This is a genomic window from Flexivirga sp. (assembly GCF_051955415.1).
In the GTDB taxonomy this organism is placed as follows: Bacteria; Actinomycetota; Actinomycetes; order Actinomycetales; family Dermatophilaceae; genus Flexivirga.
This window is the reverse complement of sequence record NZ_JBQCGS010000012.1, coordinates 48,980-75,903: the sequence shown is the minus strand read 5'-3', so window position 1 is coordinate 75,903 and position 26,924 is coordinate 48,980. Positions and strand designations below refer to the sequence as shown.

29 protein-coding genes are annotated in these 26,924 nt (G+C 69.1%); 12 read left to right on the top strand and 17 right to left on the bottom strand.

Annotated elements, in window-relative coordinates; genetic code table 11:
• Window positions 1-35: 35 nt before the first annotated feature.
• Window positions 36-1,847 (top strand): thiamine pyrophosphate-requiring protein, encoded by a 1,812-nt coding sequence (locus tag ACTHL4_RS01965; RefSeq protein ID WP_440281048.1) that lies wholly within the window; start codon window positions 36-38, stop codon window positions 1,845-1,847.
• Window positions 1,840-2,961, top strand: coding sequence for an enolase C-terminal domain-like protein (locus ACTHL4_RS01960; RefSeq protein ID WP_440281047.1), 1,122 nt, complete (start codon window positions 1,840-1,842; stop codon window positions 2,959-2,961). Before ACTHL4_RS01965 ends, ACTHL4_RS01960 begins: the two co-directional genes overlap by 8 nt.
• Here the strand turns inward: ACTHL4_RS01960 and ACTHL4_RS01955 are convergent.
• The 3 genes from ACTHL4_RS01955 to ACTHL4_RS01945 form a co-directional block, all read right to left on the bottom strand.
• Window positions 2,954-4,255, bottom strand: coding sequence for an aminoacyl--tRNA ligase-related protein (locus ACTHL4_RS01955; protein WP_440281046.1), 1,302 nt, complete (start codon window positions 4,253-4,255; stop codon window positions 2,954-2,956). The genes ACTHL4_RS01960 and ACTHL4_RS01955 overlap by 8 nt on opposite strands.
• A gap of 168 nt (window positions 4,256-4,423) precedes the next feature.
• Entirely contained in the window at window positions 4,424-4,735 is a 312-nt protein-coding gene (locus ACTHL4_RS01950) for a hypothetical protein (protein ID WP_440281045.1), read from the bottom strand.
• Window positions 4,736-4,777: 42 nt separating this feature from the next.
• Complete coding sequence (locus ACTHL4_RS01945) at window positions 4,778-5,761, bottom strand: OmpA family protein (protein ID WP_440281044.1); 984 nt, start codon at window positions 5,759-5,761, stop codon at window positions 4,778-4,780.
• A gap of 85 nt (window positions 5,762-5,846) precedes the next feature.
• Between ACTHL4_RS01945 and ACTHL4_RS01940 the strand changes: the two genes are divergently transcribed.
• Window positions 5,847-6,317: a PPOX class F420-dependent oxidoreductase gene (locus ACTHL4_RS01940; protein ID WP_440281043.1), complete on the top strand. Its 471-nt coding sequence runs from the start codon at window positions 5,847-5,849 to the stop codon at window positions 6,315-6,317.
• Between the two features lie 217 nt (window positions 6,318-6,534).
• On the opposite strand, the gene ACTHL4_RS01935 is transcribed toward ACTHL4_RS01940, so the two are convergent.
• From ACTHL4_RS01935 to ACTHL4_RS01925, 3 genes are all read right to left on the bottom strand, one after another.
• Window positions 6,535-8,118: a DHA2 family efflux MFS transporter permease subunit gene (locus ACTHL4_RS01935; protein ID WP_440281042.1), complete on the bottom strand. Its 1,584-nt coding sequence runs from the start codon at window positions 8,116-8,118 to the stop codon at window positions 6,535-6,537.
• A gap of 163 nt (window positions 8,119-8,281) precedes the next feature.
• Window positions 8,282-8,845 (bottom strand): dienelactone hydrolase family protein, encoded by a 564-nt coding sequence (locus tag ACTHL4_RS01930; protein ID WP_440281041.1) that lies wholly within the window; start codon window positions 8,843-8,845, stop codon window positions 8,282-8,284.
• Complete coding sequence (locus tag ACTHL4_RS01925; RefSeq protein WP_440281040.1) at window positions 8,842-10,125, bottom strand: MFS transporter; 1,284 nt, start codon at window positions 10,123-10,125, stop codon at window positions 8,842-8,844. Before ACTHL4_RS01925 ends, ACTHL4_RS01930 begins: the two co-directional genes overlap by 4 nt.
• A gap of 199 nt (window positions 10,126-10,324) precedes the next feature.
• On the opposite strand from ACTHL4_RS01925, the gene ACTHL4_RS01920 reads away from it, so the two are divergent.
• On the top strand, window positions 10,325-10,720 hold the full coding sequence (locus ACTHL4_RS01920) for a hypothetical protein (protein WP_440281039.1): 396 nt from the start codon (window positions 10,325-10,327) through the stop codon (window positions 10,718-10,720).
• Between the two features lie 167 nt (window positions 10,721-10,887).
• On the opposite strand, the gene ACTHL4_RS01915 is transcribed toward ACTHL4_RS01920, so the two are convergent.
• A complete protein-coding gene (locus ACTHL4_RS01915; protein WP_440281038.1) occupies window positions 10,888-11,913 on the bottom strand; it encodes an ATP-dependent 6-phosphofructokinase in 1,026 nt (341 codons plus the stop codon).
• Window positions 11,914-11,973: 60 nt separating this feature from the next.
• Between ACTHL4_RS01915 and ACTHL4_RS01910 the strand changes: the two genes are divergently transcribed.
• Complete coding sequence (locus ACTHL4_RS01910; RefSeq protein ID WP_440281037.1) at window positions 11,974-12,459, top strand: 8-oxo-dGTP diphosphatase; 486 nt, start codon at window positions 11,974-11,976, stop codon at window positions 12,457-12,459.
• Window positions 12,460-12,580: 121 nt separating this feature from the next.
• Entirely contained in the window at window positions 12,581-13,405 is an 825-nt protein-coding gene (locus tag ACTHL4_RS01905) for an alpha/beta fold hydrolase (RefSeq protein ID WP_440281036.1), read from the top strand.
• 2 nt (window positions 13,406-13,407) lie between these two features.
• On the opposite strand, the gene ACTHL4_RS01900 is transcribed toward ACTHL4_RS01905, so the two are convergent.
• From ACTHL4_RS01900 to gntA, 6 genes are all read right to left on the bottom strand, one after another.
• Window positions 13,408-14,385 carry an ArsR/SmtB family transcription factor gene (locus tag ACTHL4_RS01900; RefSeq protein ID WP_440281035.1) on the bottom strand — a complete coding sequence of 326 codons (978 nt, stop codon included), beginning with the start codon at window positions 14,383-14,385 and terminating at the stop codon, window positions 13,408-13,410.
• Between the two features lie 76 nt (window positions 14,386-14,461).
• Window positions 14,462-14,671 carry a hypothetical protein gene (locus ACTHL4_RS01895; protein ID WP_440281034.1) on the bottom strand — a complete coding sequence of 70 codons (210 nt, stop codon included), beginning with the start codon at window positions 14,669-14,671 and terminating at the stop codon, window positions 14,462-14,464.
• Between the two features lie 36 nt (window positions 14,672-14,707).
• A complete protein-coding gene (locus tag ACTHL4_RS01890) occupies window positions 14,708-14,980 on the bottom strand; it encodes a flavin reductase family protein (RefSeq protein ID WP_440281102.1) in 273 nt (90 codons plus the stop codon).
• 47 nt (window positions 14,981-15,027) lie between these two features.
• Window positions 15,028-15,513: a low affinity iron permease family protein gene (locus ACTHL4_RS01885; protein ID WP_440281033.1), complete on the bottom strand. Its 486-nt coding sequence runs from the start codon at window positions 15,511-15,513 to the stop codon at window positions 15,028-15,030.
• A gap of 67 nt (window positions 15,514-15,580) precedes the next feature.
• Window positions 15,581-16,174, bottom strand: a complete 594-nt coding sequence (locus tag ACTHL4_RS01880) for a DUF1989 domain-containing protein (protein WP_440281032.1) — start codon at window positions 16,172-16,174, stop codon at window positions 15,581-15,583.
• Window positions 16,171-16,926: a guanitoxin biosynthesis heme-dependent pre-guanitoxin N-hydroxylase GntA gene (gene gntA, locus ACTHL4_RS01875; RefSeq protein ID WP_440281031.1), complete on the bottom strand. Its 756-nt coding sequence runs from the start codon at window positions 16,924-16,926 to the stop codon at window positions 16,171-16,173. The genes ACTHL4_RS01880 and gntA overlap by 4 nt, the downstream gene beginning before the upstream one ends.
• Window positions 16,927-17,038: 112 nt before the next feature.
• Between gntA and ACTHL4_RS01870 the strand changes: the two genes are divergently transcribed.
• A complete protein-coding gene (locus ACTHL4_RS01870; protein ID WP_440281030.1) occupies window positions 17,039-17,524 on the top strand; it encodes an OsmC family protein in 486 nt (161 codons plus the stop codon).
• Here ACTHL4_RS01870 and ACTHL4_RS01865 read toward each other — a convergent pair.
• Window positions 17,514-17,915: a rhodanese-like domain-containing protein gene (locus tag ACTHL4_RS01865; RefSeq protein ID WP_440281029.1), complete on the bottom strand. Its 402-nt coding sequence runs from the start codon at window positions 17,913-17,915 to the stop codon at window positions 17,514-17,516. The two genes, ACTHL4_RS01870 and ACTHL4_RS01865, sit on opposite strands and share 11 nt — an antisense overlap.
• A gap of 160 nt (window positions 17,916-18,075) precedes the next feature.
• Between ACTHL4_RS01865 and ACTHL4_RS01860 the strand changes: the two genes are divergently transcribed.
• On the top strand, window positions 18,076-19,467 hold the full coding sequence (locus ACTHL4_RS01860; protein ID WP_440281028.1) for a glucose-6-phosphate dehydrogenase: 1,392 nt from the start codon (window positions 18,076-18,078) through the stop codon (window positions 19,465-19,467).
• Here ACTHL4_RS01860 and ACTHL4_RS01855 read toward each other — a convergent pair.
• Genes ACTHL4_RS01855 through ACTHL4_RS01845 form a run of 3 tightly spaced genes read right to left on the bottom strand, consistent with a single transcriptional unit; the run spans window position 19,464 to window position 22,064 of the window.
• Window positions 19,464-20,186: a class I SAM-dependent methyltransferase gene (locus ACTHL4_RS01855; protein ID WP_440281027.1), complete on the bottom strand. Its 723-nt coding sequence runs from the start codon at window positions 20,184-20,186 to the stop codon at window positions 19,464-19,466. The genes ACTHL4_RS01860 and ACTHL4_RS01855 overlap by 4 nt on opposite strands.
• Window positions 20,187-20,202: 16 nt before the next feature.
• A complete protein-coding gene (locus ACTHL4_RS01850; protein ID WP_440281026.1) occupies window positions 20,203-21,351 on the bottom strand; it encodes a geranylgeranyl reductase family protein in 1,149 nt (382 codons plus the stop codon).
• The gene (locus ACTHL4_RS01845) at window positions 21,348-22,064 is read right to left on the bottom strand and encodes a FadR/GntR family transcriptional regulator (protein WP_440281025.1); all 717 of its coding nucleotides are present in this window, start codon (window positions 22,062-22,064) and stop codon (window positions 21,348-21,350) included. Before ACTHL4_RS01845 ends, ACTHL4_RS01850 begins: the two co-directional genes overlap by 4 nt.
• A 124-nt stretch (window positions 22,065-22,188) precedes the next feature.
• Between ACTHL4_RS01845 and ACTHL4_RS01840 the strand changes: the two genes are divergently transcribed.
• From ACTHL4_RS01840 to ACTHL4_RS01825, 4 genes are read left to right on the top strand one after another with little or no spacing between them, the layout of a single operon-like run.
• A complete protein-coding gene (locus ACTHL4_RS01840; protein ID WP_440281024.1) occupies window positions 22,189-23,907 on the top strand; it encodes an L-lactate permease in 1,719 nt (572 codons plus the stop codon).
• The gene (locus ACTHL4_RS01835; protein ID WP_440281023.1) at window positions 23,904-24,656 is read left to right on the top strand and encodes a (Fe-S)-binding protein; all 753 of its coding nucleotides are present in this window, start codon (window positions 23,904-23,906) and stop codon (window positions 24,654-24,656) included. Before ACTHL4_RS01840 ends, ACTHL4_RS01835 begins: the two co-directional genes overlap by 4 nt.
• A complete protein-coding gene (locus ACTHL4_RS01830; RefSeq protein ID WP_440281022.1) occupies window positions 24,653-26,179 on the top strand; it encodes a lactate utilization protein B in 1,527 nt (508 codons plus the stop codon). Before ACTHL4_RS01835 ends, ACTHL4_RS01830 begins: the two co-directional genes overlap by 4 nt.
• Window positions 26,176-26,832 (top strand): LutC/YkgG family protein, encoded by a 657-nt coding sequence (locus ACTHL4_RS01825; RefSeq protein WP_440281021.1) that lies wholly within the window; start codon window positions 26,176-26,178, stop codon window positions 26,830-26,832. The genes ACTHL4_RS01830 and ACTHL4_RS01825 overlap by 4 nt, the downstream gene beginning before the upstream one ends.
• Window positions 26,833-26,924: the final 92 nt, after the last annotated feature.

The window sequence follows — 26,924 nt, the reverse complement described above, 5'->3', positions numbered from 1 at the left end:
CACTTCTATTGCACTGCCAGGTAAGGAGATTCAGCATGAGTGACACCGTCAGCGATTTTGTGATCGACCGCCTCATCGAGTGGGACCTGCATCAGTTCTACGGGTTCCCCGGTGATGGGATCGGCGGTTTCGACGGAGCGCTGGAGCGGGGCGAGCGCGACGGGAAGGACTTCCGCTACATCCGCCCGACCCACGAGGAGATCGCTGCGTTCATGGCGTCCGCGCATGCCAAGTTCACCGGCGACGTGGGCGTCTGCATCGCCACCTCCGGGCCGGGCGCCATACACCTGCTGAACGGTCTCTACGACGCCAAGATGGACAACCAGCCGGTCGTGGCCATCGTCGGACAACAGGGCCGCGCGGCGTTCGGCAGCGACACGCAGCAGCAGGTGGACCTGGAGCGGGTCTTCCAGGACGTCGCCGGCTACGTGCAGACCGTGGTGACTCCCATGCAGGCTCAGCTGGTGGTGGACCGTGCGGTGCGCATCGCGGCGGCGCAGCGGACTCCCACTGTGGTGATCCTGCCGGCCGACGTGCAGAACCTGCCGATGCAGGCGCCGGCGAAGGAGCACTGGGTCGCCCGCACCGGGGTGGGTTACGCGTCGACGGAGCTGACGCCCGACCAGGCCGAGTTGCAGCGCGCTGCCGAGGTGCTCAACGCCGGCAAGAAGGTGGCCATGATCGTCGGTCAGGGCGCCCGTGGCGCCACCGACGAGGTCATCGCCGTCGCGGAGCGGCTCGGTGCCGGTGTCATCACCGCGCTGCTCGGCAAGGATGTCGTGCCGGGCGACCTGCCCTATCACACGCAGCAGCTCGGGCTACTCGGCTCCAAGCCGAGCTACGACATGATGCAGGACTGCGACACGCTGCTGATGGTCGGCAGCAACTACCCGTATGCCGAGTTCCTGCCCAAGACCGGTCAGGCGCGCGGCGTGCAGATCGACCTGGCAGCAGGGCATCTCAGCTTGCGCTACCCGATGGAGGTCAACCTGGCCGGCGACACGAAGTCGACGCTTGCCGCGTTGCTGCCGTTGTTGCAGCGGCAGGAGGACCGTTCCTGGCAGGAGGGCGTCATCGAGGGGATGAAGGACTGGGAGACCGTCCTGCAGGAGGAGGCCGAGGCGAAGGCCGACCCGATCAACCCGCGGTACGTCTACCACGAGCTCAACAAGCGCATGCCGTCCAACGTCATCGTCACCGCCGACGCCGGTTCGACGGCCGACTGGTACGGCCACCACATCAAGCTGAGCCGGGAGGGCAGCGGCAACCTGTCGGGCATGCTCGCGTCGATGCTGGCGGCCATGCCGTATGCCGTCTCCGCCAAGTTCGCCCATCCGGACCGTCCGGTCGTGTGCACCATCGGTGACGGTGCGTTCCAGATGTTGGGCATGAACGAGATGATCACCGTCAAGCGGCACTGGAAGTCGTGGGACAACCCGACCTTCATCGTCCTGATCTTGAACAACGGTGACCTGACACAGGTTTCGTGGGAGATGCGCGAGGCCGGCGATCCGCGCTACGACACCTCGCAGCTAGTCGAGCGCATCGACTACGCCGGTTATGCCGAGCTGCTCGGGCTGAAGGGGATCAAGGTGGAGCGCCCGGAGGACGTGCCCGGTGCGTGGGATGCGGCGTTCGCCTCGGACCGTCCCGTCGTCCTGGACATCCACACCGACCCGAACGTCCCACCGCTGCCGGCTCACGTGTCGCTGAAGGAGGCCAAGGGTTTCATGGCCGCCATGCGCAAGGGTGACCCGGCCGAGACGTCGGTCATCAAGGAATCCGTCCGTGCCGTCGGCGCCGAGCTGAAGGCAGGAGTCCAGAACGCGCTCGGTCGCGATGACTGATCGCGCGGCGGCCGGTCCAGCTGCCGTCCCGGTGCAGCGCATCGAGGTGGCGACCTACCGATTCCCCACCGACGCACCGGAATCCGACGGCACCTTCGCCTGGGACGCCACCACGATGGTGCTGGTCCGGGCACACGCCGAGGATGAGGTGGGGATCGGTTACACCTACGCCGGTCCGGCGGTCGCCACGGTGGTCGACCACTCGTTGTCCGACGTCGTGCAGGGCCGGGACGCCCTCACCCCGGGGGCGTCCTGGGCGGCGATGCAGCACCAGGTGCGCAACCTCGGCAAACCGGGCATCGCGGCGCAGGCCATCGCGGCCGTGGACATCGCGCTGTGGGACCTCTACGCCCGGTTGATCGGCCAGTCGCTGTCGGTCGCGGTCGGCGCCGTCCACGACGGTGTGCCGGTCTACGGCAGTGGCGGTTTCACGTCATACGACGATCAGCAGCTGGCCGGGCAGCTGGCCGGCTGGGTGGAGGCGGGCATCCCGCGGGTCAAGATCAAGGTGGGTCGTGAACCGGACCGGGACGAGCACCGGATCACTGTGTCCCGCAATGCGATCGGTCCGGACACCGAGCTGTATGTCGACGCGAACGGCGCCCACCAGCGCAAGCAGGCACTCGCGTGGGCGGAGCGCTTCGCGGCACACGACGTGCGGTGGTTCGAGGAGCCGGTCAGCTCGGACGACCTGGCAGGTCTGCGTCTGCTGCGTGACCGCGGTCCGGCCGGAATGGACATCGCGGCAGGCGAATACGGCTACGACCTGCCCTACTTCCACCAGATGCTCGACGCCGGTGCGGTCGACTGTCTCCAGGTCGACGCCACCCGGTGCCTCGGCGTCAGCGGTGCGCTGCGGGTGTCCGCGTTGACCGACGCCCGCAGCATCGACCTGTCGCTGCACTGCGCGCCGCAGATCAGCGCGCACGTCGGCACGGCGATCTGGCACCTGCGGCACCTGGAGTATTTCCACGACCACTCCCGCATCGAGCAGCTGGTCTTCGACGGTGTGCTGCAACCGGATTCGGATGGTGTGCTCGTTCCGGACCGTAGCCGGCCGGGCCTGGGCGTGACGGTCCGCGAATCCGACATCGCGGACTACCGGGTCAACTGAGCTGCGTTCCCTCGGAGTGAGCGGCCGGCCAGGCGGGTGCCGATCGGTCGGCATACGCCGCGGCGAGTATGTCGACCACCTGCTCCCGAGGGAGTGCACCGCTCCACCCGGTGAAGGCGTCGCTGATCTGCACCGAGCCGGCGACCGCCTCGGCGTCGCCGAGCACCGCGACGGCGTAGTCCCGCCGGACGCGGGCCGCGCGGATCCGGGCGCCCAGTGAACCGGCCGGGTCCAGCCGAGGACGTAGGCCGCGCGCCACCAGCGCGTCCACGAAACCCCGTGCCAGGTCGTCGACGGACTCCGACACGGGAAGCACCGACAGCTGGATCGGGTTGAGCCACAACGGCACCCGCCCGTCATACCGTTCCAGAAGTGCTGCGGTGACTCGCTCCATCGAGCCGACGGTGCCGCGGTGGATCATCACGACCGGATGGCGGCCGCCGTCGGCGCCGTCATACCGCAGGTCGAAGCGCTGCGGCTGCACGAAGTCCACCTGCACGGTCGCAATGCTTTCCTCGTGCCCATTGCCGTCGACGACTTGCAGATCCAGCTTGGGCCCGTAGAAGGCGGCCTCGCCCTCCGCCTCCACCAGCTCCAGCCCGTATGCCGCCAGGTCGACTGCGGTCGCGGCTCGCCGCAGCGCTTCGATCGCGTCCGCCCACAGGTCGGGATCACCCAGGTAGCCCGGACCGTCGTCCGGCAGGGACAGCCGCACGTAGTCGACCGGCATGCCGAGGACGCGTTGTGCATGCAGCGCCGATCGCAGCGCGCGTTCGGCTTCGCTCGCGACCTGGTCCGGTCGGCAGAAGACGTGGGTGTCGTCCAGGGTGATCTGCCGGACGCGGGTCAGCCCGGACACCACGCCGGAACGTTCGGCGCGGAACATCGGCGCCAGTTCGTTGAAGCGGAGCGGCAATTCGCGGTAGGAGTGCTGGCGGGCGGCATACACCATGGCGTGATGCGGGCAGTTCGCCGGCCGCAGCACCAGCTGGTCGCCGGGCGGTTCGTCACCGAGCGCCATGGGAGGAAACATGTCGGCGGCGAACTTGGCCCAGTGCCCCGACTTCTCGAAGAGCTCCCGCTTGCCCAGCACCGGGGTGTGTACGCCGACGCAGCCGTCGGCGCGGGCGATGTCCCGCGCCAGTCGTTCGAGCTCGTCGCGGATCACCGAACCGGCCGGCAGCCAGAGTGGCAGCCCGGAGCCGACCAGCGGATCACTTGCGAAGAGGTCCAGATCGCGGCCCAACGCCCGGTGGTCGTGCGGTGAAAGGTGTTGCTCGTCAGGTGATTTCATGGTTCTCCTCGGGTGAAGCCCCCGGGGACACCTGCGGCACGAAGAACGCCCCGGAGGTGACTCCGGGGCGCCAAAGTGCGGTTGGTTCAGTGCAGCACGGCTCGGCCGGAGGGATCCGGCGTCGTCGTCCGCTGCGCGTGATGCATGTCGGGAAGCGTACCCGCCGGCTCAGCGGTCCGCCACGAGATATGCCGCACCGGCGCTGACCGCAGCGGCGGCGAACACCGACGGCCAGGCGCCGATCTTCTTCGCCAGCGGGTGCGAGGCGCCGAACGACCCGACGTAGATCGCGCTCAGCGCGGCGGTGCCGGCCGGACCGGACTTGGCCAGCCAGCTGCGGCCGGCATACGCGCCGGCCGCTGCCAGCACGACGCCGCCGAGCGGGCGGATGCCGGTCTCGCGGGCGGCGAGGAAGCCGCCCACCAGCCCGAGGGCGGCGAGCGGTGCGGTCTGGACGTCGGTCGCGTTACGAAAGGCCATGTGAACGAGAGTAATCCGGGAGTCTGAGCGCTGCAGAGGTGGCTACTTGTTCGCCCAGGAGATCGTGACGCGACGGTTCTTCGCGCGGCCCGTCGGGTTGTCCGAGCCGTCGGGTGCGGTGTTGGCGGCGATCGGTTGCGACTCCCCGTTGCTGGCGATCTTCAGTTGTATGCCGGGCAGCTTGCTGCGCAGCTGCGCCGCGACGGCGTCCGCGCGCCGCTTGCCGAGCTTCAGGTTGAAGGCGTCACTGCCCATGGAGTCGGTGTTGCCGACCACCGCGACGGTCTTGCCGTCGACGTGGGACTTGATCGAGATCGCCGTCTGGTCGACGACCTGCTCACCGGCCGGGGTGAGCTTCGCGCTGCCGTAGGCGAAGAGCACGTCCGCGTTCAGGTCGACGGTCGAGGTGTCGCCGACGTTGCAGACGACATACCGCCCGGCCGGCTTTCCGCCCGTGGGTGGTCTGCCGGCGACGGTCTTCTTGCCGGACTTGTCGACGTAGAACAGCCCGCTCTCGTCCGCGGCGCCCTTCGAGCCGTCGGACCCGACGAACTGCAGGCCCTGCTTGTTGGCGCAGGTGACCGAGCCGTCCGGCAGCACCCCGATGACGCCGGAGGGGTCGGAGATCACGCCGGCGCCGTGGGTGTTCACCGTGGACGGCGTGCCGTCGGCTCCGATCCAGGTCGCCTGGGTGGGGGTGAGTGTGAGCACACCGCGCGAAGTCCGGCTCGTGGTGTGGTGCAGGTCGGTGATCGGCGCGCCGGTGTCGACGGTGAAGCGGATGCCGTTGGTGTAGACGAAGGTGACCTTGCTGCCTTCGGCATACCAGCCGCCGTCGTCGCCGAGCGCGCCGTCCTCGGGACCGACCGTGGCGGGCTCGCCGCGGTTCGACGCCGACGTGGAGGCCGTGCGGCCACCGGCCGTCGCCTCGGACACCGCCGGGCCGTCCTGTTGCTGGCACGCGCTGAGTGTCCCGGCCGTCGCCAGCAGCACCGCCGCCGCGGTGAGCGATCTGATCCGCGTCATCTCCCCTGTCCTTCCGCCGTCGGTCGCGAGGTATGACGCAGCCACTCCCGTGTCCGCTCCGTCGGACACGCCTACGATCGACACCATGTCACCTCGCATCGCCACCGCACGGCACGTCGACCGGGAGGAGGTGCTGGACTTCGTCCGCACCCGTCACCGGGCGACGCTGGTCACCCACAAGCGCAGCGGCGGACTGCAGCTGTCTTTGGTCACCTGCGGCGTCAGCGCCGACGGGGAGGTGCTGATCTCGACCTACCCGCAACGTGCGAAGGCCGCCAACATCCGCCGGAACCCGCAGGTGTCGCTGGTGATCCAGTCCGACGACTGGGACGACGCCTACGTCCAGCTGGACGGCACCGCGCGCGTGATCGACCTGCCCGAGTCCGTCGAGCCGTTGGTGGAGTACTTCCGGTGCATCTCCGGAGAGCACCCCGACTGGGACGAGTACCGGCAGGCCATGCGGGACCAGGGCAAGTCGCTCATCGCCGTGAGCATCACCGACTGGGGCCCGATCGCCACCGGCGGCTTCCCGCCGGACGTCGCCGCGCGCAGCTGACGACGTGCCCTGTGGCCAGGTGTGTCCCGGCGCGGTGAGAGGCCGACGGATGTCGTGAGAGTCGAAGCTCGCGACATCTGTTGACCTCTCGAGGTGGCCCCCTCCGGATCCGCAGCCATGTGTCCGGATCCCGACCGCGGATGCGCGTCATGGGCGCCATACGAGAACGGCCCGCACTCGGTGAGAGTGCGGGCCGTTTCGGAGTACTTCGTAGCTCTCAGTGCATCATCACGGGCGCGGCTTCCTCGCCGGCCGCCGGCTCCGGCAGCGGCTTGCGGGGGAGCATCAGCGCCGGGATCACCGTGAGCAGGCAGAGCACCGCAGCGACCCAGAAGGTCGTGCTGAACGAGCCGGCCAGGTCGTGCAGCGCGTGCGCCATGAATTGCTTCATGCCACCGGCCTGCGCGATCGCCTGCAGCTGGTCATGGGTCGGCGGCAGGGGGTTGGGCTTGTGCTGGGCACGCTCCTGGATCGCCTGACCGAGCTGGACGTAGTGCGAGGCCTTCTGCCGATCGGTCAGCACGGTGGACATCACCGCGACACCGACCGAGGAGCCGACCTGCTGGACGATGTTGAGCAGCGTCGAGCCGCGGGCGATCTCGTGCGACTTCAGCGTCTTCAGCGCCGACGTCATGATCGGCATCATCGTGCCGCCCATGCCCAGACCCATCAGGAACAACACCGGCAGGATGTACCAGTAGCTGGTGCTCTCGTCGATCTGGGTCAGCATGAACATGCCGACGATGATCCCGACGAGGCCGAAGGGCACGATCCGACCGACGGGCATCTTGTCCACCAGCGAGCCGGCCAGCGGCATGGTGATCATGGCGCCGATGCCCTGGGCCGCGACCAGCAGACCCGAGTCGAAGGTCGACTCACCGCGCACGGCCTGGAAGTAGGTCGGCACCAGCAGCAGGCCACCGAAGAACGCGGCGACGAACAGGAACATCGTGATCGTCGACAGCGACAGCAGTCGGTTCTTGAACAGGCGCAGGTCCAGCAGCGGGTGCTGCGGCTTGAAGGTGTGCCGGATGAACAGCAGGATCAGGATGAGGCCGATGATGCCGGTGATCAGCACCTTGGCGGAGCCGAACCCGTCCGTCGGGATCGACGAGACGCCGAAGAGGAACAGCGCCAGACCCGGCGACATCATCAGCATGCCGACGAAGTCGAAGGACTCCGACGGGGTGGGGCTGTCGTTCTCCAGCGCGAACCACGCGTAGACCATCGCGACGATGCCGATCGGCACGTTGATCAGGAAGATCCAGTGCCAGCTGGCGTGCTCGATCAGGTAGCCACCGAGGATCGGGCCGCCGATCGGGCCGAGCAGCATCGGCACACCGAGGATCGCCATCAGCCGGCCCATCCGCTTCGGGCCTGCCGCGTGCGTCAGGATCGTCATACCCAACGGCATCAGCATGCCGCCGCCGAGACCCTGCAGCACCCGGAAGCCGATCAGCACCTCGATCGAACCCGCGGTCGCACACAGCGCCGAACCGATGGTGAACAGCAGGATCGCCAGGATGTAGAGACGCTTGGTGCCGAAGCGGTCCGCGGCCCAGCCGGTCAGCGGAATGACGGTCGCCAGGGCGAGGGTGTATGCCGTCACCGTCCATGCGACGGTCGAGTAGGCAATGGGGTCCCCGCCGTTGGCGAAGACCCGCTGGAAGGTCGGCAACGCGACGTTGACGACCGTGATGTCGAGGATCGACATGATCGCGCCGAGGACGACGACGCCGGCGACCTTCAGGACCGCGCCGTCGATTTCCTCGGGGTACTCGGTTGGTGCAGCGTTCGACACGCTCTGTCCTCCTTGGGGACATTGACGAGGCTTTCGGCAATAGCCTGACCGGGATCGGTTTCAGCGCGGTTTCACCGCCACACGGACACAGCCGCCCCCCGGGCTATACGACCAGCGTATTACTCGGAGGCTCTCTCCGGAAACGGATATTCCGTGCGCTGTGTCACGACGCCAGGAGAGCCGCGATCCGGTCGATCGTCCGTGCCGTCGCCGCGGCGTCCCCGTCCGGCAGATCGGTGTCGGTGAACAGATGACCGGTGCCAGGTGTCACGAAGTCCTCGAAGGATGCGCCCGAGTCGCGCACCGCACGGCCCAGTGCCTGCACGTCCGGCACCTGCACGAAGGGATCCTCGGCATACCGGTGCACCTGCACGGGCTGGCCGCTCCACCGGCCGCGATGCGGCGGCGCGACGCTGTGCAGGAGGATCACGGCGGCTGCCTGCGGCCGGTCCGCGGCCAGTCGCTGGGCGAACGCGGCGCCGAGCGAGAAGCCGGCCAGTACGGCGTCGGACGGCAGGTCGTCGAGCACCGGGCGCACCCGCGCCAGCAGCTGAGCCGGACCGACGTCGTCCCGGTGCGACAGTCCTGCGCAGGTGTCGTCGAAGACGTTGCCGCCGTAGTAGTCCGGAGTCAGCACGTCGTGCCCGTGCTGGCGCAGCGCATCCGCGAACCGGATGACCGCCGGGCGCAGGCCGAAGGCGGAATGCAGCAGCAGGATGGTGCTCATGGCGTCACGTCCTTCGTGATGAGGGCCTCAGTGGAAGTGTCGTCCTTCGCGGGCGGCGCCGCACGCAACACGACCGCGAGCAGGCCGCCGAGCACCATCACCACGCCGACCAGCCAGAGCCCGGTCTTCTCCGTGCCGGTGCCGTCCTTGAGCCAGCCGGTGAAGTAGGGCGCGAAGAAGCCGGCCGAGTTGCCGACGGAGTTGATCAGCGCGATCCCGCTGGCCGCGGCCGCGCCGGACAGGAAGTTGGTCGGCAGCGCCCAGAACGTCGGCAGCGCGCACATGATGCCGGCCGCGCAGATCGTCACGGCGACCATGGCGGCGAACGGGCTGCCCAGGTAGAGCGTGATCGGTATGGCGACGCCGCCGAGGATGGTCGGTCCGGCGACGTGCCAGACGCGTACGCGGGTCCGGTCACCGTGCAACGCCCACGGGATCATCACGAGGGCGCCGACGACATACGGGACGGCATTGATCAGGCCGCGCTGCACGATCGAGTAGCTGGTGCCGTACTGGTCGGCGAACCCGGCGATGATCGTTGGCAGGAAGAAGTCGAGCGCGTAGAGACCGTAGACGATGCCGAAGTAGACGAACGCCAGCGCCCAGACCCGCGGCCGGGTCAGCGACTGCAGGATGCTGACCTGGTAGGCCCGGCGCCGGCAGCGTTCCTCGGCGTCCAGGACCCGTTGCAACGCGTCACGTTCGCCGGCCGGGAGCCACGTGGCGTTCTCCGGCCGGTCGGTCAGGAAGAACCAGGTGATGACGCCGAGGATGATCGCCGGCACACCCTCGAGCAGGAACATCACCCGCCAGCCGTCCAGCCCGAGCCAGCCGTGCGCGTGGTCGATCAGTAGTGACGAGACCGGTGTGCCGATGGCACTGGACAGTGGCACCGCAACCATGAAAAGCGCTGTCATCCGGGCACGTTCGCGCTGCGGGAACCAGAACGTCAGGTAGAGCACGATGCCGGGGAAGAAGCCCGCCTCGGCGATCCCGAGCAGGAAACGCAGCACGTAGAGCGTGCCGGCATTGGGCACGAAGGTGATCGCGGCGGCCACGATGCCCCACGTCACCAGGATGCGCGCGATCCACCGGCGCGCGCCGAACCGGTGCAACGCCATGTTGCTGGGCACCTCGAGCAGCAGATAACCGAGGAAGAAGATGCCCGAGGCGAAACCGAACATCGACCCGGACAGGTGCAGGTCGTCGTTCATGCCGTTCGGGCCGGCGAAGCCGATGTTGGTGCGGTCAAGGTAGTTGACGAAGTAGAGCAGCGCCACGAATGGCACCAGCCGGCGCACGGAACGGCGGACGGCGCTGCGCAGCAGCGGATCCTTCTGGGGATCCGGCTCGGTGCGCCGGGTGCTGCCGCCGCGGGGTCGTCGGTCAGGTCGGTGCGTTCGGCGCGCGACGTCATACCAGCAAACGTATCGGTATCCGAGGTAGAACTGTGGGGTGGACGGCGTAGAGGTCTGGCACGTGAGGGACGGCGAACTGCTCGGGGACCGGCCCGATTCCTGGGTGTACGTCTGGCGGCTGCCGGACGGCCCGGACCCGCGGGCGAACATCCTGTATGTCGGCACGACCGGTATGCCGCCGGCGCTGCGCAGCTGGCTGCACCTGCACGCCAAGGACAAGGAGCTGGGCCGACTGCGCAAACGCTTCCCGAAGATCGATTCGGAGGCCGCGGACGTCTACGCGTTCCCGGTGCCGGCCGGTCTGGAGCGGCCGGCGGTGAAGCACGCGCTGGTGCACGCGCTCGCCGACGCCGGGCTGCTCGCGCCGGAGTATGTCGGGCCGCCGCTCGAGGGCGCATCGCGAGCGAGCGACGCCATCGCGTCCTACGTCGCCGACGTGGTGGCGCAGCTGACCTAACAGAAGCTGGTCGAGTGCCGGAGGAGCGCAGCGGGGGAGGTGTATCGAGACCAAGAGCGCCGGTCGCGTGGTCTCGATACGGCTCGCCCTTCGGGGCTCGCCTACCCTTCGATACGCCCGCTCGTTCCTCGCGGGCTACTCAGGACGGCGCTCGACCGACGTGTCGGTCACCCGAAGAGGATCGCGGCTTCGTCCCAGCGCTCGCGGGGGACCGTCTTGAGCACGGTCGTGGCGGAGTGCAGATCGACCCGCTCGATCCGGGTGCCGATGAGCGACACCATGGTGCCCCACTGCTTCTCGATGACCGCGTCGACGGCGGCGGTGCCGAAGCGGGTCGCCAGCACCCGGTCGTATGCCGAGGGCACCCCGCCACGCTGCAGGTGTCCCAGGGTGGCCGCGCGTGTCTCGATGCCGGTGACCTGCTCGATCTGCGGAGCCAGCCGTTCGCCGATGCCGCCGAGTCGCGGCCGCCCGAACGCGTCCAGGCCGCGCGGTGCGTGCACCTGACGTGAAGATTCGGACGGCACGAACCCCTCGGCGACCACGACCACTGGTGCCCGGCCGCGGTCGCGGGCATCCTCCACCCAGCCGCAGATCTGCTCGACCGACACCTCGACCTCCGGGATGAGGATCGCGTGGGCGCCGGCGGCGATGCCGGCGTGCAGGGCGATCCAGCCGACGTGCCGGCCCATGACCTCCACGACCATGCACCGGTGGTGCGACTCGGCGGTGGTGCGCAACCGGTCGATCGATTCGGTCGCGACCGAGACCGCGGTGTCGAAACCGAACGTGTAGTCGGTCGCGGACAGGTCGTTGTCGATCGTCTTGGGCACGCCGACAACCGGGATGCCGTCGTCGGCCAGTCGCCGAGCCGCGGTCAGGGTGCCCTCGCCACCGATGGCGATCAGCCCCGTCATACCGCGCGCGTCCATCACCTCGCGGATCCGGTCGGCGCCGCCGTGCTCGAACGGGTTGGTGCGCGACGTGCCCAGGATGGTGCCGCCGGCACGGGAGATGCCGCGCACGTCGTTGCGGGGGAGCGGCACGATGTCGTCCTCCACCAGCCCGCGCCATCCGTCGTGGATGCCGAGGAACGGCACGTCGTGGATCCGGTCGCCCTTGATCACGGCCCCGCGGATGACCGCATTGAGGCCGGGACAGTCGCCGCCGCTGGTCAGGATTCCGATGCTCACGGGGTCCATCGTGGTGGGTGGCGGCCGATTGCGGGCAACTTGTCCGGCATGCTGTCTCAGGTGACGAAACCGATGTGCCTGGTCTTCCTGCTGCGCGACGGGCCGAGCGGGCCCCAGGTGCTGCTCGGACTCAAACAGCGCGGCTTCGGCACCGGCCGGATCGTCGGCATCGGTGGGCACGTCGAGCCGGGGGAGTCCGATCCGGACACGGCCGTGCGGGAGACCTTCGAGGAGACGGGCCTGCACGTCATACCGACGCAGTTGGCTGAGGCCGGCCGCATCATGTTCCACTTCCCGGCCAGTCCGGCGGCCGACATGTCCGTGGCGCTCTACCGGTGCACCACCTGGACCGGTGAGCTGGTGGCCTCGGACGAGCTGGATCCGCAGTGGCACCCGGTGGCCGACCTGCCGTTCGAGGCGATGTGGGACGACTCGCGGATCTGGTTGCCGCACGTGTTGCGCGGCGAGTGCATCGCCGCCGAGATCACGTATGACGCCTCCGGTGCACTCGTGTCCGAGGTCTCCTTGCGGGTGGTCACGCCGTAGTCACCTGCAGGCCAGGTGCACTGGGTAATGTGTTGGGCACCTGTGGGCGCCGCGAGCGGCAGCCCGCAGGATCCACGGACTCTCGACGCGTCCGTGACTCGGGCGATCTATGCGAGGTTCGATGACCACCATCAGTTACACGCGAGCAGGTTCCGGTGATCCGCTGGTGCTCATCCACGGCATCGGTCACCAGCGCTCGGCGTGGGGCGACACCTTCGAGCTGCTGGCCGAGGACTTCGACGTGATCGCGATCGACCTGCCGGGCTTCGGCAGGTCGCCGCGGCCGGACAAGCCGCACAGTTACCGGATGGACAGTTACGTCGATCAGCTCGAGGAGTTCTTCGCCGAGGTCGGCCTGGACCGGCCGCACGTGGCCGGCAACTCGCTGGGCGGCATGTTCGCGCTCGAGCTGGCGGCCCGTGGTGCGGTGCGCACGGCCACCGCGATCTCGCCGGCCGGGTTCTGGGGGCCGCTCGGCCTGGTCAACGCGGTGATGAACCTGGCGATGATGAAGGCCTCCACCTACGCGCCACGCCCGGTGCTGAAGGTGTTCTCCGACAAGGCCTTCCTGCGCAAGGTGAGCCTGCGCGCGCTCTATCGGCACCCGGAGCTGCTGCCCGCCGACGTGGCCTTCGACGACGCCCTCAACCTGCGCACCTCGCCCGGTTTCTTCCCGGTCGCCTGGTATGCCGTGCGCTCGCGCTACCGGCGCCAGCCGCTGGTGCCGGTGACGATCGCGTGGGGCACTCGGGACCGGCTGCTGCTTCCCTCGCAGGCCACCGCCGCCCGTGCTGCGCTGCCGATGGTGTCGCACCTGACGCTGCCCGAGTGCGGTCACGTGCCGATGATCGACAACCCGGAGCTGGTGGCGGGTGCGATCGTGCAGACCGTCGTGCAGGCCGCCTACCGCACCGGGCAACCGCTGGTGCACTTGACCGGTGCGTGAGTTCAGTTCGCCCGTAAGGCGATTCCGGCAGCGGTGAGCTGGTAGTAGACATACCGTCCGCGCCGGAACTGGCTGAGCAGCCCGGCGCGCTCCAGCACTTTCAGGTGGCCGCTGACCGTCGGCTTCGGCAGGGCGAGCTGGTCGGCCAGGTCGGTGGTGCTGACCGGCACCGTCGCCTGTCGCAGGATCCGCGACCGGGTGCTGCCCATCAGCTGCTCGAGGCTGGAGGCCGGCTCCTCCTTCTCCGGCAGCCAGAGGGTCGCGGCGCCCCAGGCCGGGTATCCGATCGCGACCGGCATGTCCGCGGAGTCGTGCTCGTCGGGGCCGTGGATGATGAAGCCCGCCCCCTTGAAGACCACTGGCGTGAAGACGAGCCCGCCGGGCGGTACCGGGATGTCGATGTCGAACTCGTGCTGCAACTCCAGCACCTGCCCGTCGAAGCGGATCTGCTCGTTGAGGTCGTTCAGGACCCCGCCGACGCCCTCCCGGACGATGCGTTCGGCGCGCATGTTCAGGTCCCGCAGGGCGATGGCGTGCGCCCGGTCCCAGAAGGGCTGCAACACCCCGCTGAAGTACTCCACCAACGCCTCCTGTGCGACGACCCGCAGCCCGGCGGCGTCGTGCCCGGCGAACGGCGAGTCCTGGCCGCGCAATTGCTCGGCGACTGCCTGCACGTCCCGGTCGGGGATCGTCCGCACGAGTTCGCGCAGCCGTTCGGTCACCGCCGCCGGGGAGTTGTCGACGTCGTAGGCGTACCCCGGCACCACCAGCAACGACGGCGCGGCGGGATTCGTGGTGAGCCCGCGCAGGGTCGCCACCCCCGGCGCGTCCTGGTCGCGCAGCGCCGCCGCCAGCGGGGCATGCAGCGAACGCGAGGAGGGCTGCACGAACAACGACATGCTGGACAGCACGTTCCAGGCCGGGTCGACCACGAATCTGATCGCGGAGATGTCGCCGGCCGAGCAGCGCACGCGGATCATCGCCGTTGCCTTTCCGATCGGGGGTCCGGCGCTCAGTATCGCCGATCGGGGACGAAGCGCGGCCCGAGCGCGCGGCTCAGTCGGCCCGTTCGGTGGGCGGGTGCGGGCGTTCGGTGTTCTCGTGACCGGGCTCGAGGTCGGCCACCCGCGATTGCCGCACCGGGTCGAACGCCGCCGACCAGGCATCGACCACTTCGCCGGTGATGCACAGGTGGTCACCGCCCTCGTCCAACAAGCTGCAGCGGCGCAGCACCACGCCGGCCGGGCAGGCAGCCAGCAGCGGCACTCCACCCGGGCCGTCGCGCACCGTCAGGCCGGCGAACTAGTCGACGGCGTCGCCGGTCTCGGAGCCGAACCGCTGCACCAGTGCGAGCTCGCCCACCGGCACGGCGTGGACCGCCAGGTGGCTGGCCCGCTGGGCCACCCGCGCGGTGTGGTTGGCCTTGGACAGCCACACGCAGTAGCGGGGCGGATCCATGCTCGACTGGGTGTGGAAGCCGACCAGGCAGCCGGCGCGCTCGCCATCCAGCGCCGTGGTGACGATCACCAGGGCAGGGTCGAACGACCCGGTGAGTTCTTCCCACGCGTCCGTCATCGCTGTCACCTCCGACACGGTACGGCCCGGACCCTGCGGCGGCTGCGTCACGCCGACTTGCCGGCCGAGGACGACTCCTTGTCCTCCAGACCCACCGCCATACGCAGTTCCTGGACGGAGGAGTGGTCGATGCCGCTCTTGGTCATCAGCTCGCCGAGCGCGGCCGAGATCGCGTTGAGCTTGTCCTGCAGCGCGTCGTCGGCGCGCGTCTGACTGTTCTGCAGCAGCGCGACCATCAGGAAGGTCACGATGGTCGTGACCGTGTTGATGATCAACTGCCACGTGTCCAGGTTGCCCAGCACGAAGTACGACGGTGCCCACAGCACGACCAACAGCACGCAGAAGGCGAAGAACCAGGCATTGGAGAAGAACCGCGACGCCGATGTCGCGAAGCTGTCGAAGAATACGAGGTGGTCGGTCACATCGGACGGCATGTGTGCCGAGGTAGCCGGATCCGTTGTCGCGGAGGCGTTCTGGTGATGCGGTCTGTCCTCGGGCGCCTCCGGCGCATCATCGGTGGACGTCTGTGTCATGTCTGCATTCCTTCGTGAAGAGCGCGACCGGATGGGATTGCGGATGGTGTACCCGCTGCCGGCCGCATCAACCGCCCGGCACGACCTCGATGTCGATCGGCTTGCAGACGCCACCGTTGGACTTCTCCGCCGAGCACGCGGTGACGCCGACGAACAGATCCGTCTCGGCACGGACGACGAAACGGTCGCCCGCCCGCGAGGTGGGCGGGTCGATGTGCATGGTGCCGTCCGGGTCGAACCACACGTTCATGAAGACGTTCAGCGTGGTCGAGATCGTCGTCGGCTGTACGCCGAAGCGGTCCAGCGCCTGGCAGAGATTGGCGAAACAGCTCGGGTGCGGCGCACCATCGAATTCGGGGTAGAGCAGATCGAAGGTCTGTTGACTGCACGGGGTCAGGATGAAGTCGTGGCGGCCGCAGGTGTCCTCGGTGATCGTCAGCATCGGACGGCTAGTGTTGCTGTAGAGCGTGTCGCCGGTCGTCAGGTAGATCTTGTCGGCGTAGTCGATGGTGCGGCCGCTGCTGAGCCAGTCACCGGTGCCGTCCGCGGCCACGCAGAACAAGTCGCTCACCTGGCCGCCGGTGGGGTCGGTGATCACCAGCTGGTCACCGGCGGTCAGCTGCAGTCCTTCGCCGGTCTGCGGGGCGAGGCGATGCTTCATCGATTCTCCTTGGTGGGGTGGGGGGTCTGGGCGGCGTTCAGGTCGACCGGCGGCGTCCAGGTCTCGTCGACGGCACGACCCGAGTATTGCCGTGCCTCGGAGGATTCGCCGAAGTCCTCGACCATCGGGTTGACGCAACCTTGCAGCCGCACGTCGCGATCGCGGATCCGGTCCTGCATCCGGCCGTAGTGCCCGCTCGCGCGCAGCTGCTCGAACTGCTGGTGGGCGTTGAACACCAACGTCGGCCACGGTGCGCGGCGCGCCAGCCGGGAGGCGTCCGGGTGCAGGCCGACGATGAAGAACGGCGTGCCGGCGACGCTGAAGGAGAAGTGCGGGTCGGCCGGGTCGTCCGACACCTCATCGGTCCACGGCTCCTCGTCGGCCTCGGCGAGCAGTTGCAGCTGCTGCCACAGCAGCTGTTCGAAACGTTCCTCGGTGAGCCGGGCGGGCTCGGGGAAGACGGCGAGGAACGACGCAAATCCCTCCTCGAAGTCCACCGTCGAGGCGAACCGGTCCAGCGCCGGCAGCAGCAACTCCGCGGCCTCCGTGGAGCCCAGGCGGGGAAGGATCTGCACCGTCGCGCGGGCCTGGGTCAGCACCGATCGTGCTCCGACGCACGGATACTCGGGGTGCAGGATCATCCTGCGGAAGGTCTCCTCGACCACTGCCGGATCCAGCTCACCCGCCGGTGGGACCGTCCACGTCTCGGTCGGCAGGCCGGACACGTTGACCGCGGCATGTTCCTGGGCCATGACAGCTCCTTCGCGTGAGGGGTGACCCGCGCTGAATACCCGCCATGGTGCGGCTGAACCGCGGCCGGGGCGGCATACCGGTCGGCACGCCGGGGCGGCATAGGATCGGGGCATGGCCGAACTCCACTCGTACCCGGTCGCTTTGAGTTGGCACGGATCGACCGGCGAGGGGTATGCCGCCTACCCGCGCGAGCACCGGGTCGTTCCGGCCGAGCTGACCGGCATGCGGATGTCGTCGGATCCGCACTTCGGCGGCGACCCGGCACTGCCCAACCCCGAGCACCTGCTGGTGATGGCGGCGAGCAGCTGCCAGCTGCTGTCCTTCCTGGCTGTCGCGGCTCGCGCCCGATTGGATGTCGTCGGCTACGCCGACTCAGCCGAAGGCACCATGCGCGAAGGGGATTCGCCGATGTCGCTCAGCGAGATCGCGCTGCGCCCCGTGGTGACTCTGGCGGCCGACAGCCGACTCGACCAGCTGCAGCGCCTGACGCGCATCGCCCACGAGCAGTGCTTCATCGCCAACTCACTGCGCTCGCACCTGACGATCGAGGCGCGCTTCCTGATCGACGGCACGGAGGTCGCCCGGGTCAGTCTCTGACCGGCAGGCCGAGTGCCTGCCAGGAGGCGAAGCCGCCGACGACGGTCGCGACCCGTCGAACGCCTTGGCGGGCCAGCGATTCGGCAACCGCGGGCGATGCCGATCCGTCCTGGCACAGCACGATGACGGATTGCCCCGGCTCCCCCTGCGGGCCGGCGTCCTCGAGCGGCCGTGGCGCCAGTGACACGGCAGGTTCGCCTGCGGCCGCCCGCTGCCGCGAGGGTCGTATGTCGACCAGCGCCGCTCGTTGCCAGAGCACCTCCTGGAAGGCCGCGCGCGGACTGAGCAGTTGCACCGGGCCGGGCGCCACCGGCCGGATGGGGGTCGCCGTCGACGCGGCGACGAAAAGGTCCGACTGCCAGGTCATCTCGGAGACGGCAGCGGTCGTCATACAACACCCACGAACTGATCGACCGCACGATGGATGAGCCGACCAGAATCACATAAGATGATGTGTTGCATAACATCACGTTACCTACTGGCGTCGGCTGCTGACAACTGCCGCCGTCCGCATCGCGAACAATCCGGCCCGGCATGCCATGCTCGTGGCCATGGCTGCTGACAACCCCGTGACCCTGCTCATCCTCGGTGCCGGTGGTGACCTCACCCATCGACTGTTGCTGCCGGGAGTGGGCAGCCTGCTGAAGATCGAGCCGGCCCGGAAGATCGAGATCATCGGCGCCGACCGGGCGGATCTGTCTGCGGCACAGTGGAAGAGCCAGGTCGAGGACGCCTTCGGCACCGTGCCGGTGCCGGCGCGGCCCACCCGCTCGGTGCTGTCGCGCACCAGATATCAGCAGACCGACCTGCTCGATCCCGACCAGCTCGCCGCCCTCGTCGCCAGCTGCACCGGCCCACTGGTCATCTACTTCGCCCTGCCACCGGCCGTCTCCATCCAGGTCTGCCGGCTGCTGGAGGACATCCCACTGCCGGACGACACCAGACTGGCGCTGGAGAAGCCCTTCGGCGGCGACGAGAAGTCCGCGAGCGCCTTCAACGCCCAGTTGCACCGGGTCGTCCCCGAGGAGCAGATCTTCCGGGTGGACCACTTCCTCGGGCAGTCCACAGTGCTCAACCTGATCGGCCTGCGCTTCGCCAATCGGATCCTGCAACCGATCTGGAGTGCCGAACACATCGAGCGCGTCGAGATCATCTACGACGAGGATCTCGCGCTGGAAGGCCGGGCGGGTTACTACGACGGGGCCGGTGCGCTGAAGGACATGCTGCAGTCGCACCTGTTGCAGGTGCTCGGCATCTTCGCGATGGAATCGATCGCCGACCTGTCCGCGCAGGAGGTGCAGGACCAGAAGGCGCAGGTGCTGCGCGCCACGCACCTGTGGGGCGGCAGTCCCAAACGGTCCAGCAAGCGCGCCCGCTACACCGCCGGCCGGATCGGCAACCGGAAGATCCCGGCATACACCCGTGAGAAGGGCGTCGACCCGTCGCGGGAGACCGAGACGCTCGCCCAGGTGCAGGTCGAGGTCCGCAACAACCGGTGGGCCGGTATGCCGTTCACGTTGCGCAGCGGCAAGGCGCTCGGCGCGCCGCGCAAGCAGGTCATCGCCTACTTCCGGCCGGTGCCGCACCTGCCGAGCGGCTTCGACAACACGGCCGCGCCGGACAAGCTGATCATCGATCTCAAACCGGGTGCGGTGTCCTTCGTGCTCACGATGAACGCCGAGGGGAACCCGATGGACCTGGAGCAGAAGACGTTGCGGGCCGAGCTGGCGCCCGGCTGGATGCTTCCCTATGGCGAGGTGCTGCGTGAGATCCTGGACGGCGACAGCCTGCTGTCGGTGCGTGGCGATGCCGCCGAATCGTGTTGGCGCATCATGGATCCCGTGCTGAAGGCGTGGAAGGCAGGGCGGGTGCCGATGGAGACCTACCCGGCGGGTTCCGCCGGGCCGGACGGCTGGCTGCCCGAGGACTCCGTGGTCGGTTAGGGCGCGACACCGACCCAGTCGAACAGCGTCGACGCGAGCGTGTAGTGCTCGCCGTCACGCTCTTCCTCCACCTCGGCCGGACGCAGTTGCACATCGGCCACCGTGAAGTCGGCGAAGACGTCTGCGAGCATCTCGCGGGAGGTGTCGATCGACAGGTCGCTCTCCAGCAGCGCCGGTCGACGACTGCCGTCGCTGCGGATCTCGACGCGGTCGGCGATGATCCCGAGCGCCACCACACCGCCGGGCCGCATCGCGCCCCGGATGCGCGACAGCAGGTCTCGCACCGCGCCCGGCCGTGGCAGGTGCTCGATCGCGGAGAACGCGAAGACCAGGTCGGCCGGCTCCGCGAAGTCGAAATCGTGCAGATCCATTGCGCGCGTGTGCACCACGGTGGATATTCCGGCCGGGACGGCGTCTGCGAGCTGCTCGAGGGCGGACGGCAGGAGGTCGACGGCATACACCTGCGAGCCGGGCGGCAACCGGCGCAGCATCGGCACCGTGTGCCGGCCGATGCCGGATCCGAGGTCGTAGGCGACCGTCGGCCGGTCGTCCGGCACCAGGTCCAGTGCGGTGGACAACAACGGATCCGGCTCGGCCAGCCAGGTCCCGGACTCGCCGAGATCCGTTGCCGCATACAGCTCCTCGTGGTACCGGACGGTTTCCTGACGCGCCTGCTCGAAGTCGTTCACCGCACCCTCATACCCCGAGTCGGCCGTCATGCGACATCCGGCGACCTCACCAGCGGTTCATCGCGGTGAGCCCCGCCCGCACGACCCGGTGCCGGGCCACCCGGGCCAGCGTCGTCTCGCCGCGCGTGATGCGGGTGAAGACGCGCCAGCCGGGCGCCGTCCGCAGCAGCGTGTGGAAGGCGCGGGGATGCCGCTCGAAGGCGCGCAATGTGCGCTCGCCGACGGCCATCTCGGCACCCAGTCCGTCCGCGATCCCTCGTGCGTATGACGCCAGACCCGCCTCCGGTGCAGCCGTGCCCGTGCCCACCCGGGCCGCGGCCGCACCGGCGAGCACGCCGGAGCGGACGGCGTACGAGATGCCCTCGCGAGTCCAGGGCTCGAGCAGTCCGGCCGCGTCCCCGGCGACCAGCACCCGGCCGCGCCCGAGCGGTGAGCCGGCGGCCCGGCAGCGGGTCAGGTGACCGGAGTCCCGGACGACCGGCAACGCGGAAAACCCCTGCTGGTCAACGAAGTCGGCGAGATACTGCTTGGTCTCGGCGGGTGAGCCCTTCGCCATGATGACCCCGACGGTGAGCACATCCCGTTTGGGGAAGACCCACGCGTAGGACCCCGGCACCGGACCCCAGTCCAGGTGGACGCGGCCGGCCCAGGCGCGGCGTGCGGCGGCGTCCGGGGCGAGTTCGACCTCCAGGCCCAGGTCGACCTGGCGCAGTTCGACCCCGACGTACCGGCCGATCCGGCTCGCCGATCCGTCCGCGCCGACGACGGCACGAGCCTCGATCGCGCCGGCCGAGGTCGACAGGGTGACCAGGTCACCGCTCTGCCGCACGGCTGTGACGGTCACGCCGGTGCGCAGCTCGGCGCCGGCGGCGCGCGCGGCCTCGAGCAGTGCGGCGTCGAACTCCGTGCGGTCGACCAGGCTGAGGATGCGGTCGCCGGTGGACTTCTCGAAAACCGACCTCCCGCGCATCGTGAACGAGGCCCGCGTGATCCGTTGTTGCACCGGCACCTCGAACCCGGCCGGCAGCGACGCCAGCGTCGGGCCGATCAGGCCGCCCCCGCAGGTCTTGTAGCGGGGGAACGTCGCCCGGTCCACCAGCAGGGTCGAGGCGCCGGACTCGGCGGCCGTCTGCGCCGCACGGCTGCCGGCCGGTCCGGCGCCGACGACCACGACGTCATACACCGGCGGCGTCACGGGTGCAGGCTCGTCATGCGGGCGTATGCCGACCGGATGTGCTCCTCCACGCACGCGACGGCTTGCGGCGCGTCCTGCGCGGCGATGGCGTCGACGATCGCATGGTGCTGTGTCCGCAGGACGGCGCGCGCATCCTCCCAGCGCTCCAGGGCCGCGAGGCCGGAGAGGATCGGCAGTCGCATCGACTCGCGGATCGCGATCGTCAGGTCGCTGGCCAGCCGGTTGCCCGCCGCCTCGGCGATCGCGACGTGCAGGCCGGTGTCGTGGTTGTTGAACTCGGCCATGGTGAGGGTGTCGTCGTCCATGGCCTCGAGCAGGTCGCGCATCCGGGCCAGATCGTCGGCGGTCGCTCGCCGGCTGGCCAGGCCGGTCGAGAGTCGTTCGAGTGCGACGCGCACCACGGTCACGTCCGGGGTGGGGAAGTTGGCGAGCGCGACGTGCAGGCGCAGCAGCCGGGTCAGCGCCTGGTGCGGCGCCCCGGTGATCGTCGTGCCGCCCGCCGCGCCCGCGCCCACCGAGGAGCGCACCACCCCGGAGGCCTGCAAGGTGCGTACCGCCTCCCGCACAGCCGCCCGGCTCACTCCCACCCGTTGGGCGAGTTCACGTTCGGCCGGCAGGTGCGACCCGACGGTGTACTCACCGCTCAGGATGCGTTGCTCGACCCAGTCGACGACCAGCTCCCAGGCCTTCTTCGGCGTGACGTCATCGGACACGACGGTGAGCCTACGACGTGTCGGAAGGGGGTTACGCAGCGGCGGTTCGCCTGGTATGTTCTGCGTCACATTAATGGTCTGACCATTACGTCCCCTGCACCGGTCCCCTATCTGGAGCTCGCACATGCCGACCTACCAACCACCCGTCACCCCGGTCGCGGACAGCCTGTGGCTGTCCGCGGTGATCGCCGCCCTACCACTGCTGAGCATCTTCCTGACGCTGGGACTGCTGCGCTGGAAGGCGCATTGGGCCGGCCTGACCGGCCTGGTCATCGCGTTGATCGTCGCCGTCGCGGCCTTCAAGATGCCGGTCTCGCTGGCGTTGCTGTCCGGGTCGGAGGGTGCGGCATACGGCCTGGTGCCGATCATGTGGATCGTCTTCAGCGCGATCGTGCTCTACCAGATCACCGTCGTCAGCGGCCGCTTCGAGGACCTGCGCGCGGCGTTCCACCTCGTCTCGAACGACCCGCGGGTGCAGGCGATCATCATCGCGTTCTGCTTCGGCGCGCTGCTCGAGGCGCTCGCCGGCTTCGGCGCACCCGTCGCGATCACCGGCGTCATGCTGATCGCGGTCGGCTTCTCGCCGCTGCGTGCCGCAGCGGTCGCCCTGCTGGCCAACACCGCGCCCGTCGCGTTCGGTGCGATCGGCATCCCGATCATCACCGCCGGCAACCTGACCCACATCGACTACAACGTCGTCGGCGCGTACGTCGGCCACCAGACCCCGGTGCTGGCGCTGGTCGTCCCGCTCATGCTGGTCTTCCTGGTCGACGGCCGCCGCGGCGTCCGGCAGACCTGGCCGATCGCACTCGTGGTCGGCGCGGCATTCGCTGTGGCGCAATGGGTCTCGGCGTCATACATCTCCGTCGAGCTGACCGACGTCATCGCCTCCCTCGTCGGTCTCGCCGCCGCCGTCGTCATGCTGCGCTTCTGGCAGCCGCAGGGACGCGAGGAGGCCAACGAGTCGATCGCCGAGGCGCGCAAGCTCGAATTCGCCACTGTCGGAGCCGGATCCGGTGATGCGGGGACAGGCGTCGCGGAGGACGACATCGCCTTCACCTCGGCCGAGGAGATGGATCAGCGAGCCGGCGATCTCACTCCGAGTCGCATCGGTATGGCGCTGCTGCCCTACCTGTTGGTCATCGCGGTCTTCGCCGCCGCGAAGCTGATCGACCCGATCAAGAACTTCCTGGCCGACACCGACGTCAAGATCGAGTGGCCCGGCCTGGACGGTCACGTGCTCAGCGCGTCCGGCGCCGTCAGCAAGACCACCGTCTACACCCTGCCCTGGCTCTCCTCGCCCGGCTCGCTGCTGCTGATCTGCTCGGTCGTCGTCGCGCTGGTCTACAAGGTGAGCCCGGCGCAATGGGGCCGCGAATTCGTCGAGACCGGGGCAAAGCTGCGCTTCGCCTTCCTGACCGTCGCCTCCGTGCTCGGCCTGGCCTACGTGATGAACCTGTCCGGGCAGACGGTCACCATCGGCACCTGGATCGCCGGAACGGGAGCCGCGTTCGCCTTCCTGTCACCGATCCTGGGATGGCTCGGCACCGCGGTCACCGGCTCGGACACCAGCTCCAACGCGCTGTTCGCGACGCTGCAGCAGACCGCGGGTCACAAGGCCGGCATCGACCCGACGCTGCTGGTCGCCGGCAACTCCGCCGGTGGTGTGGTCGGCAAGATGATCAGCCCGCAGAACCTCACCATCGCCGCCGTCGCCGTGGGCCTGGTCGGCCGCGAGTCGGACATCCTCCGCAAGGTCATCCTGTGGTCGATCGGCCTGCTGGTGATCGTCTGCCTGCTGGTCGGCCTTCAGTCGACCGTGCTTGCATGGATGCTGCCATGACCTCAGCACCGCGCGTCGCGCTCTTCGCCACCTGTTTCAACGACACGGTCTGGCCGGAGACGCCGCGCGCGACGGTGACGCTGCTGGAACGCCTCGGTGTCACGGTGGACTTCCCGGTCGAGCAGACCTGCTGCGGCCAGATGTTCACCAACACCGGGTATGTCGACGAGGCGCTGCCGCTGGTCCGATCCTTCCTCGAGGTGTTCGGGTCGTATGACGCGGTCGTGGCGCCGTCGGGGTCCTGCACCGGGTCGGTCCGCGAGCAGCACGCGTGGATCGCCCGGCGGTGCGGTGACGAGGGACTCGCCCGCGAGGTGGAGCAGTTCGCACCCCGGGTCCACGAGTTGTCCGAATACCTCGTCGACGTGCTCGGTGTGACCGACGTCGGGGCCTATTTCCCGCACCGCGTCACCTACCACCCGACCTGTCACTCACTGCGCATGCTGCACGTGGGGGACCGGCCGCTCCAGTTGCTGCGGGCGGTCCGCGGCATCGACCTCGTCGAACTGCCCGGCGCCAACGAATGCTGTGGATTCGGAGGGACGTTCGCGATGAAGAACGCAGACATCTCCGTGGCGATGGGCTCCGACAAGGCACGGCACATCCGCGAGACCGGCGCCGAAGTCGTCGTCGCAGGGGACAACTCCTGTCTCGCCCACATCGGCGGACTGCTCGACCGCAGTCGCTCGGGCGTCCGCTCCTTGCACCTGGCGCAGATCCTGGCATCGACCGAGGAGGACCCGGCATGAGTAACCCCGTCGGCACGACCACCCCGACATACCTCGGTATGCCGAAGTTCCCGAAGCTCGCGGCTCCCGAGCTGCGCAATCCGGTGCTGCGGCACAACCTGCAGATGGCGACGCACACCATCCGCGACAAGCGGGCGCAGGTCGTCGGCGAGGTCGACAACTGGGAGGAGCTGCGGGTCGACGGCGCCCGCAGCAAGGACGCCGCGCTGAACAACCTGGACCACCACCTGGAGGAGCTGGAGCGCAACCTGCAGGCTGCCGGCGCCACCGTGCACTGGGCGCGCGATGCCGACGAGGCGTGCTCCATCGTTGTCGAACTTGTCCAGGAATCCCTCGGGGCCCCCGCGAAGTATTCGGAGGAGCGCAGCGGGGGAGAAACTTCGTGGGGTGGGGGTGAGGTCGTCAAGGTCAAGTCGATGGCCACCCAGGAGATCGAGCTCAACGAGGCGCTCGAGGCCGCCGGCATCGACGCGTGGGAGACCGACCTCGCCGAGCTGATCGTGCAACTCGGTCACGACCGTCCGTCGCACATCCTGGTGCCGGCGATCCACCGCAACCGCAGTCAGATCCGCGAGATCTTCGCCCGAGAGATGGGCAAGGTCGGGCGGCCCGCGCCGGACGACATGACCGACGAGCCGGCCCAGCTCGCCGAGGCCGCCCGCAAGCACCTGCGGGAGAAGTTCCTGCGCGCGAAGGTGGCAATCTCCGGCGCGAACTTCGCCGTCGCCGACACCGGGACCCTCGTCGTGCTGGAGTCCGAAGGCAACGGCCGGATGTGCCTGACCCTGCCAGAGACGCTGATCAGCGTGGTCGGCATCGAGAAGGTCGTGCCGACCTGGGACGACCTCGGCACCTTCATGCAATTGCTGCCCCGGTCCAGCACGGGCGAGCGGATGAACCCCTACACGACGATGTGGACCGGCGCGACGCCCGAGGACGGCCCGCAGAACGTGCACGTGGTGCTGCTCGACAACGGCCGCACCCACGTCCTGGAGGACGAACTCGGCCGCCAGGCGCTGCGCTGCATCCGCTGCTCGGCGTGCCTGAACGTCTGCCCCGTCTACGAACGCGCCGGCGGGCACGCCTACGGGTCGGTCTATCCCGGCCCGATCGGCGCCGTCCTGACCCCGCAACTGCGCGGGACCACGAGCGAGATCGACCAGTCGCTGCCCTATGCCTCGAGCCTGTGCGGCGCCTGCTTCGAGGCGTGCCCGGTGCGGATCGACATACCGCGGATGCTCGTCGAGCTGCGCAGCCAGGTCGTCGACGAGCACCGCGGCGGTGTGCCCTCCGCCGAAGCGGCCGGGATGCGTGCAGCATCCTGGATCTTCGGCAGCCACAAGCGGTTGGAGGGCGTGCAGGCCGGTGCCGCCGCGGCCGGCCGGCTGCTCGGCAAGAAGACCTCCATCAGCCAGTTGCCCTGGCCGGCATCCGCCTGGACGCAGGCGCGCAACGCACCCGTCCCCGCGAAGGAGTCGTTCCGCTCCTGGTGGCGACGCACCCACGACGAGGAGTCGACATGACAGGCGCACGCGAGGAGATCCTCGGCCGGATCCGGCACGCGCTCGACGAGACCGGCGCGCGGCAGGCCGACACCCCACCCGATCCCGGTCGTATCGCGCCCCGGTCGCCCGCCGGCCCGGAGCAGCACGAGGCGATGGTGCAGCGCTTCGTGGAGGTGACCGCGGACTATCGCGCCGTCGTGCAGCGGTGCACCCCGGAGGACATCGCCGCGCACGTCGCCGCGGCGCTGCGCACGAATGACGCCGAGCGGGTCGTCATACCGCCCGGACTGGACCAGGACTGGCTGCGCGACGTCGATGCCGAGGTGGTCGCCGACGACGGACTCGACACCGCCGACCTCGACCGGTGCGACGCCGTCCTCACCGCCGCAGCGGTGGCGATCGCCGAGACCGGCACCATCGTGCTCGACCACACGGCCGACCAGGGCCGGCGCGCGCTGACGCTCGTGCCGGACGTGCACGTGTGCGTCGTGTCCGAGAGCCAGGTGACCGCGGACGTCCCGGGCGCCATACGGCTGCTGCGGCCGGCGATCGACGCCCACCGGGCGCTGACCTGGATCAGCGGCCCGAGCGCCACCAGCGACATCGAGCTGAACCGGATCGAGGGAGTCCACGGTCCGCGTCACCTGCACGTGGTGGTCGTCGCGGACTGAGCAGCGGGCGGGGGCGTCACCGGTGGGCGATCTGGCGTGCCAGGTGACCGGCGGGTAACTTTGGTCCCCGGACGACCCCCGATCGGCGAGCC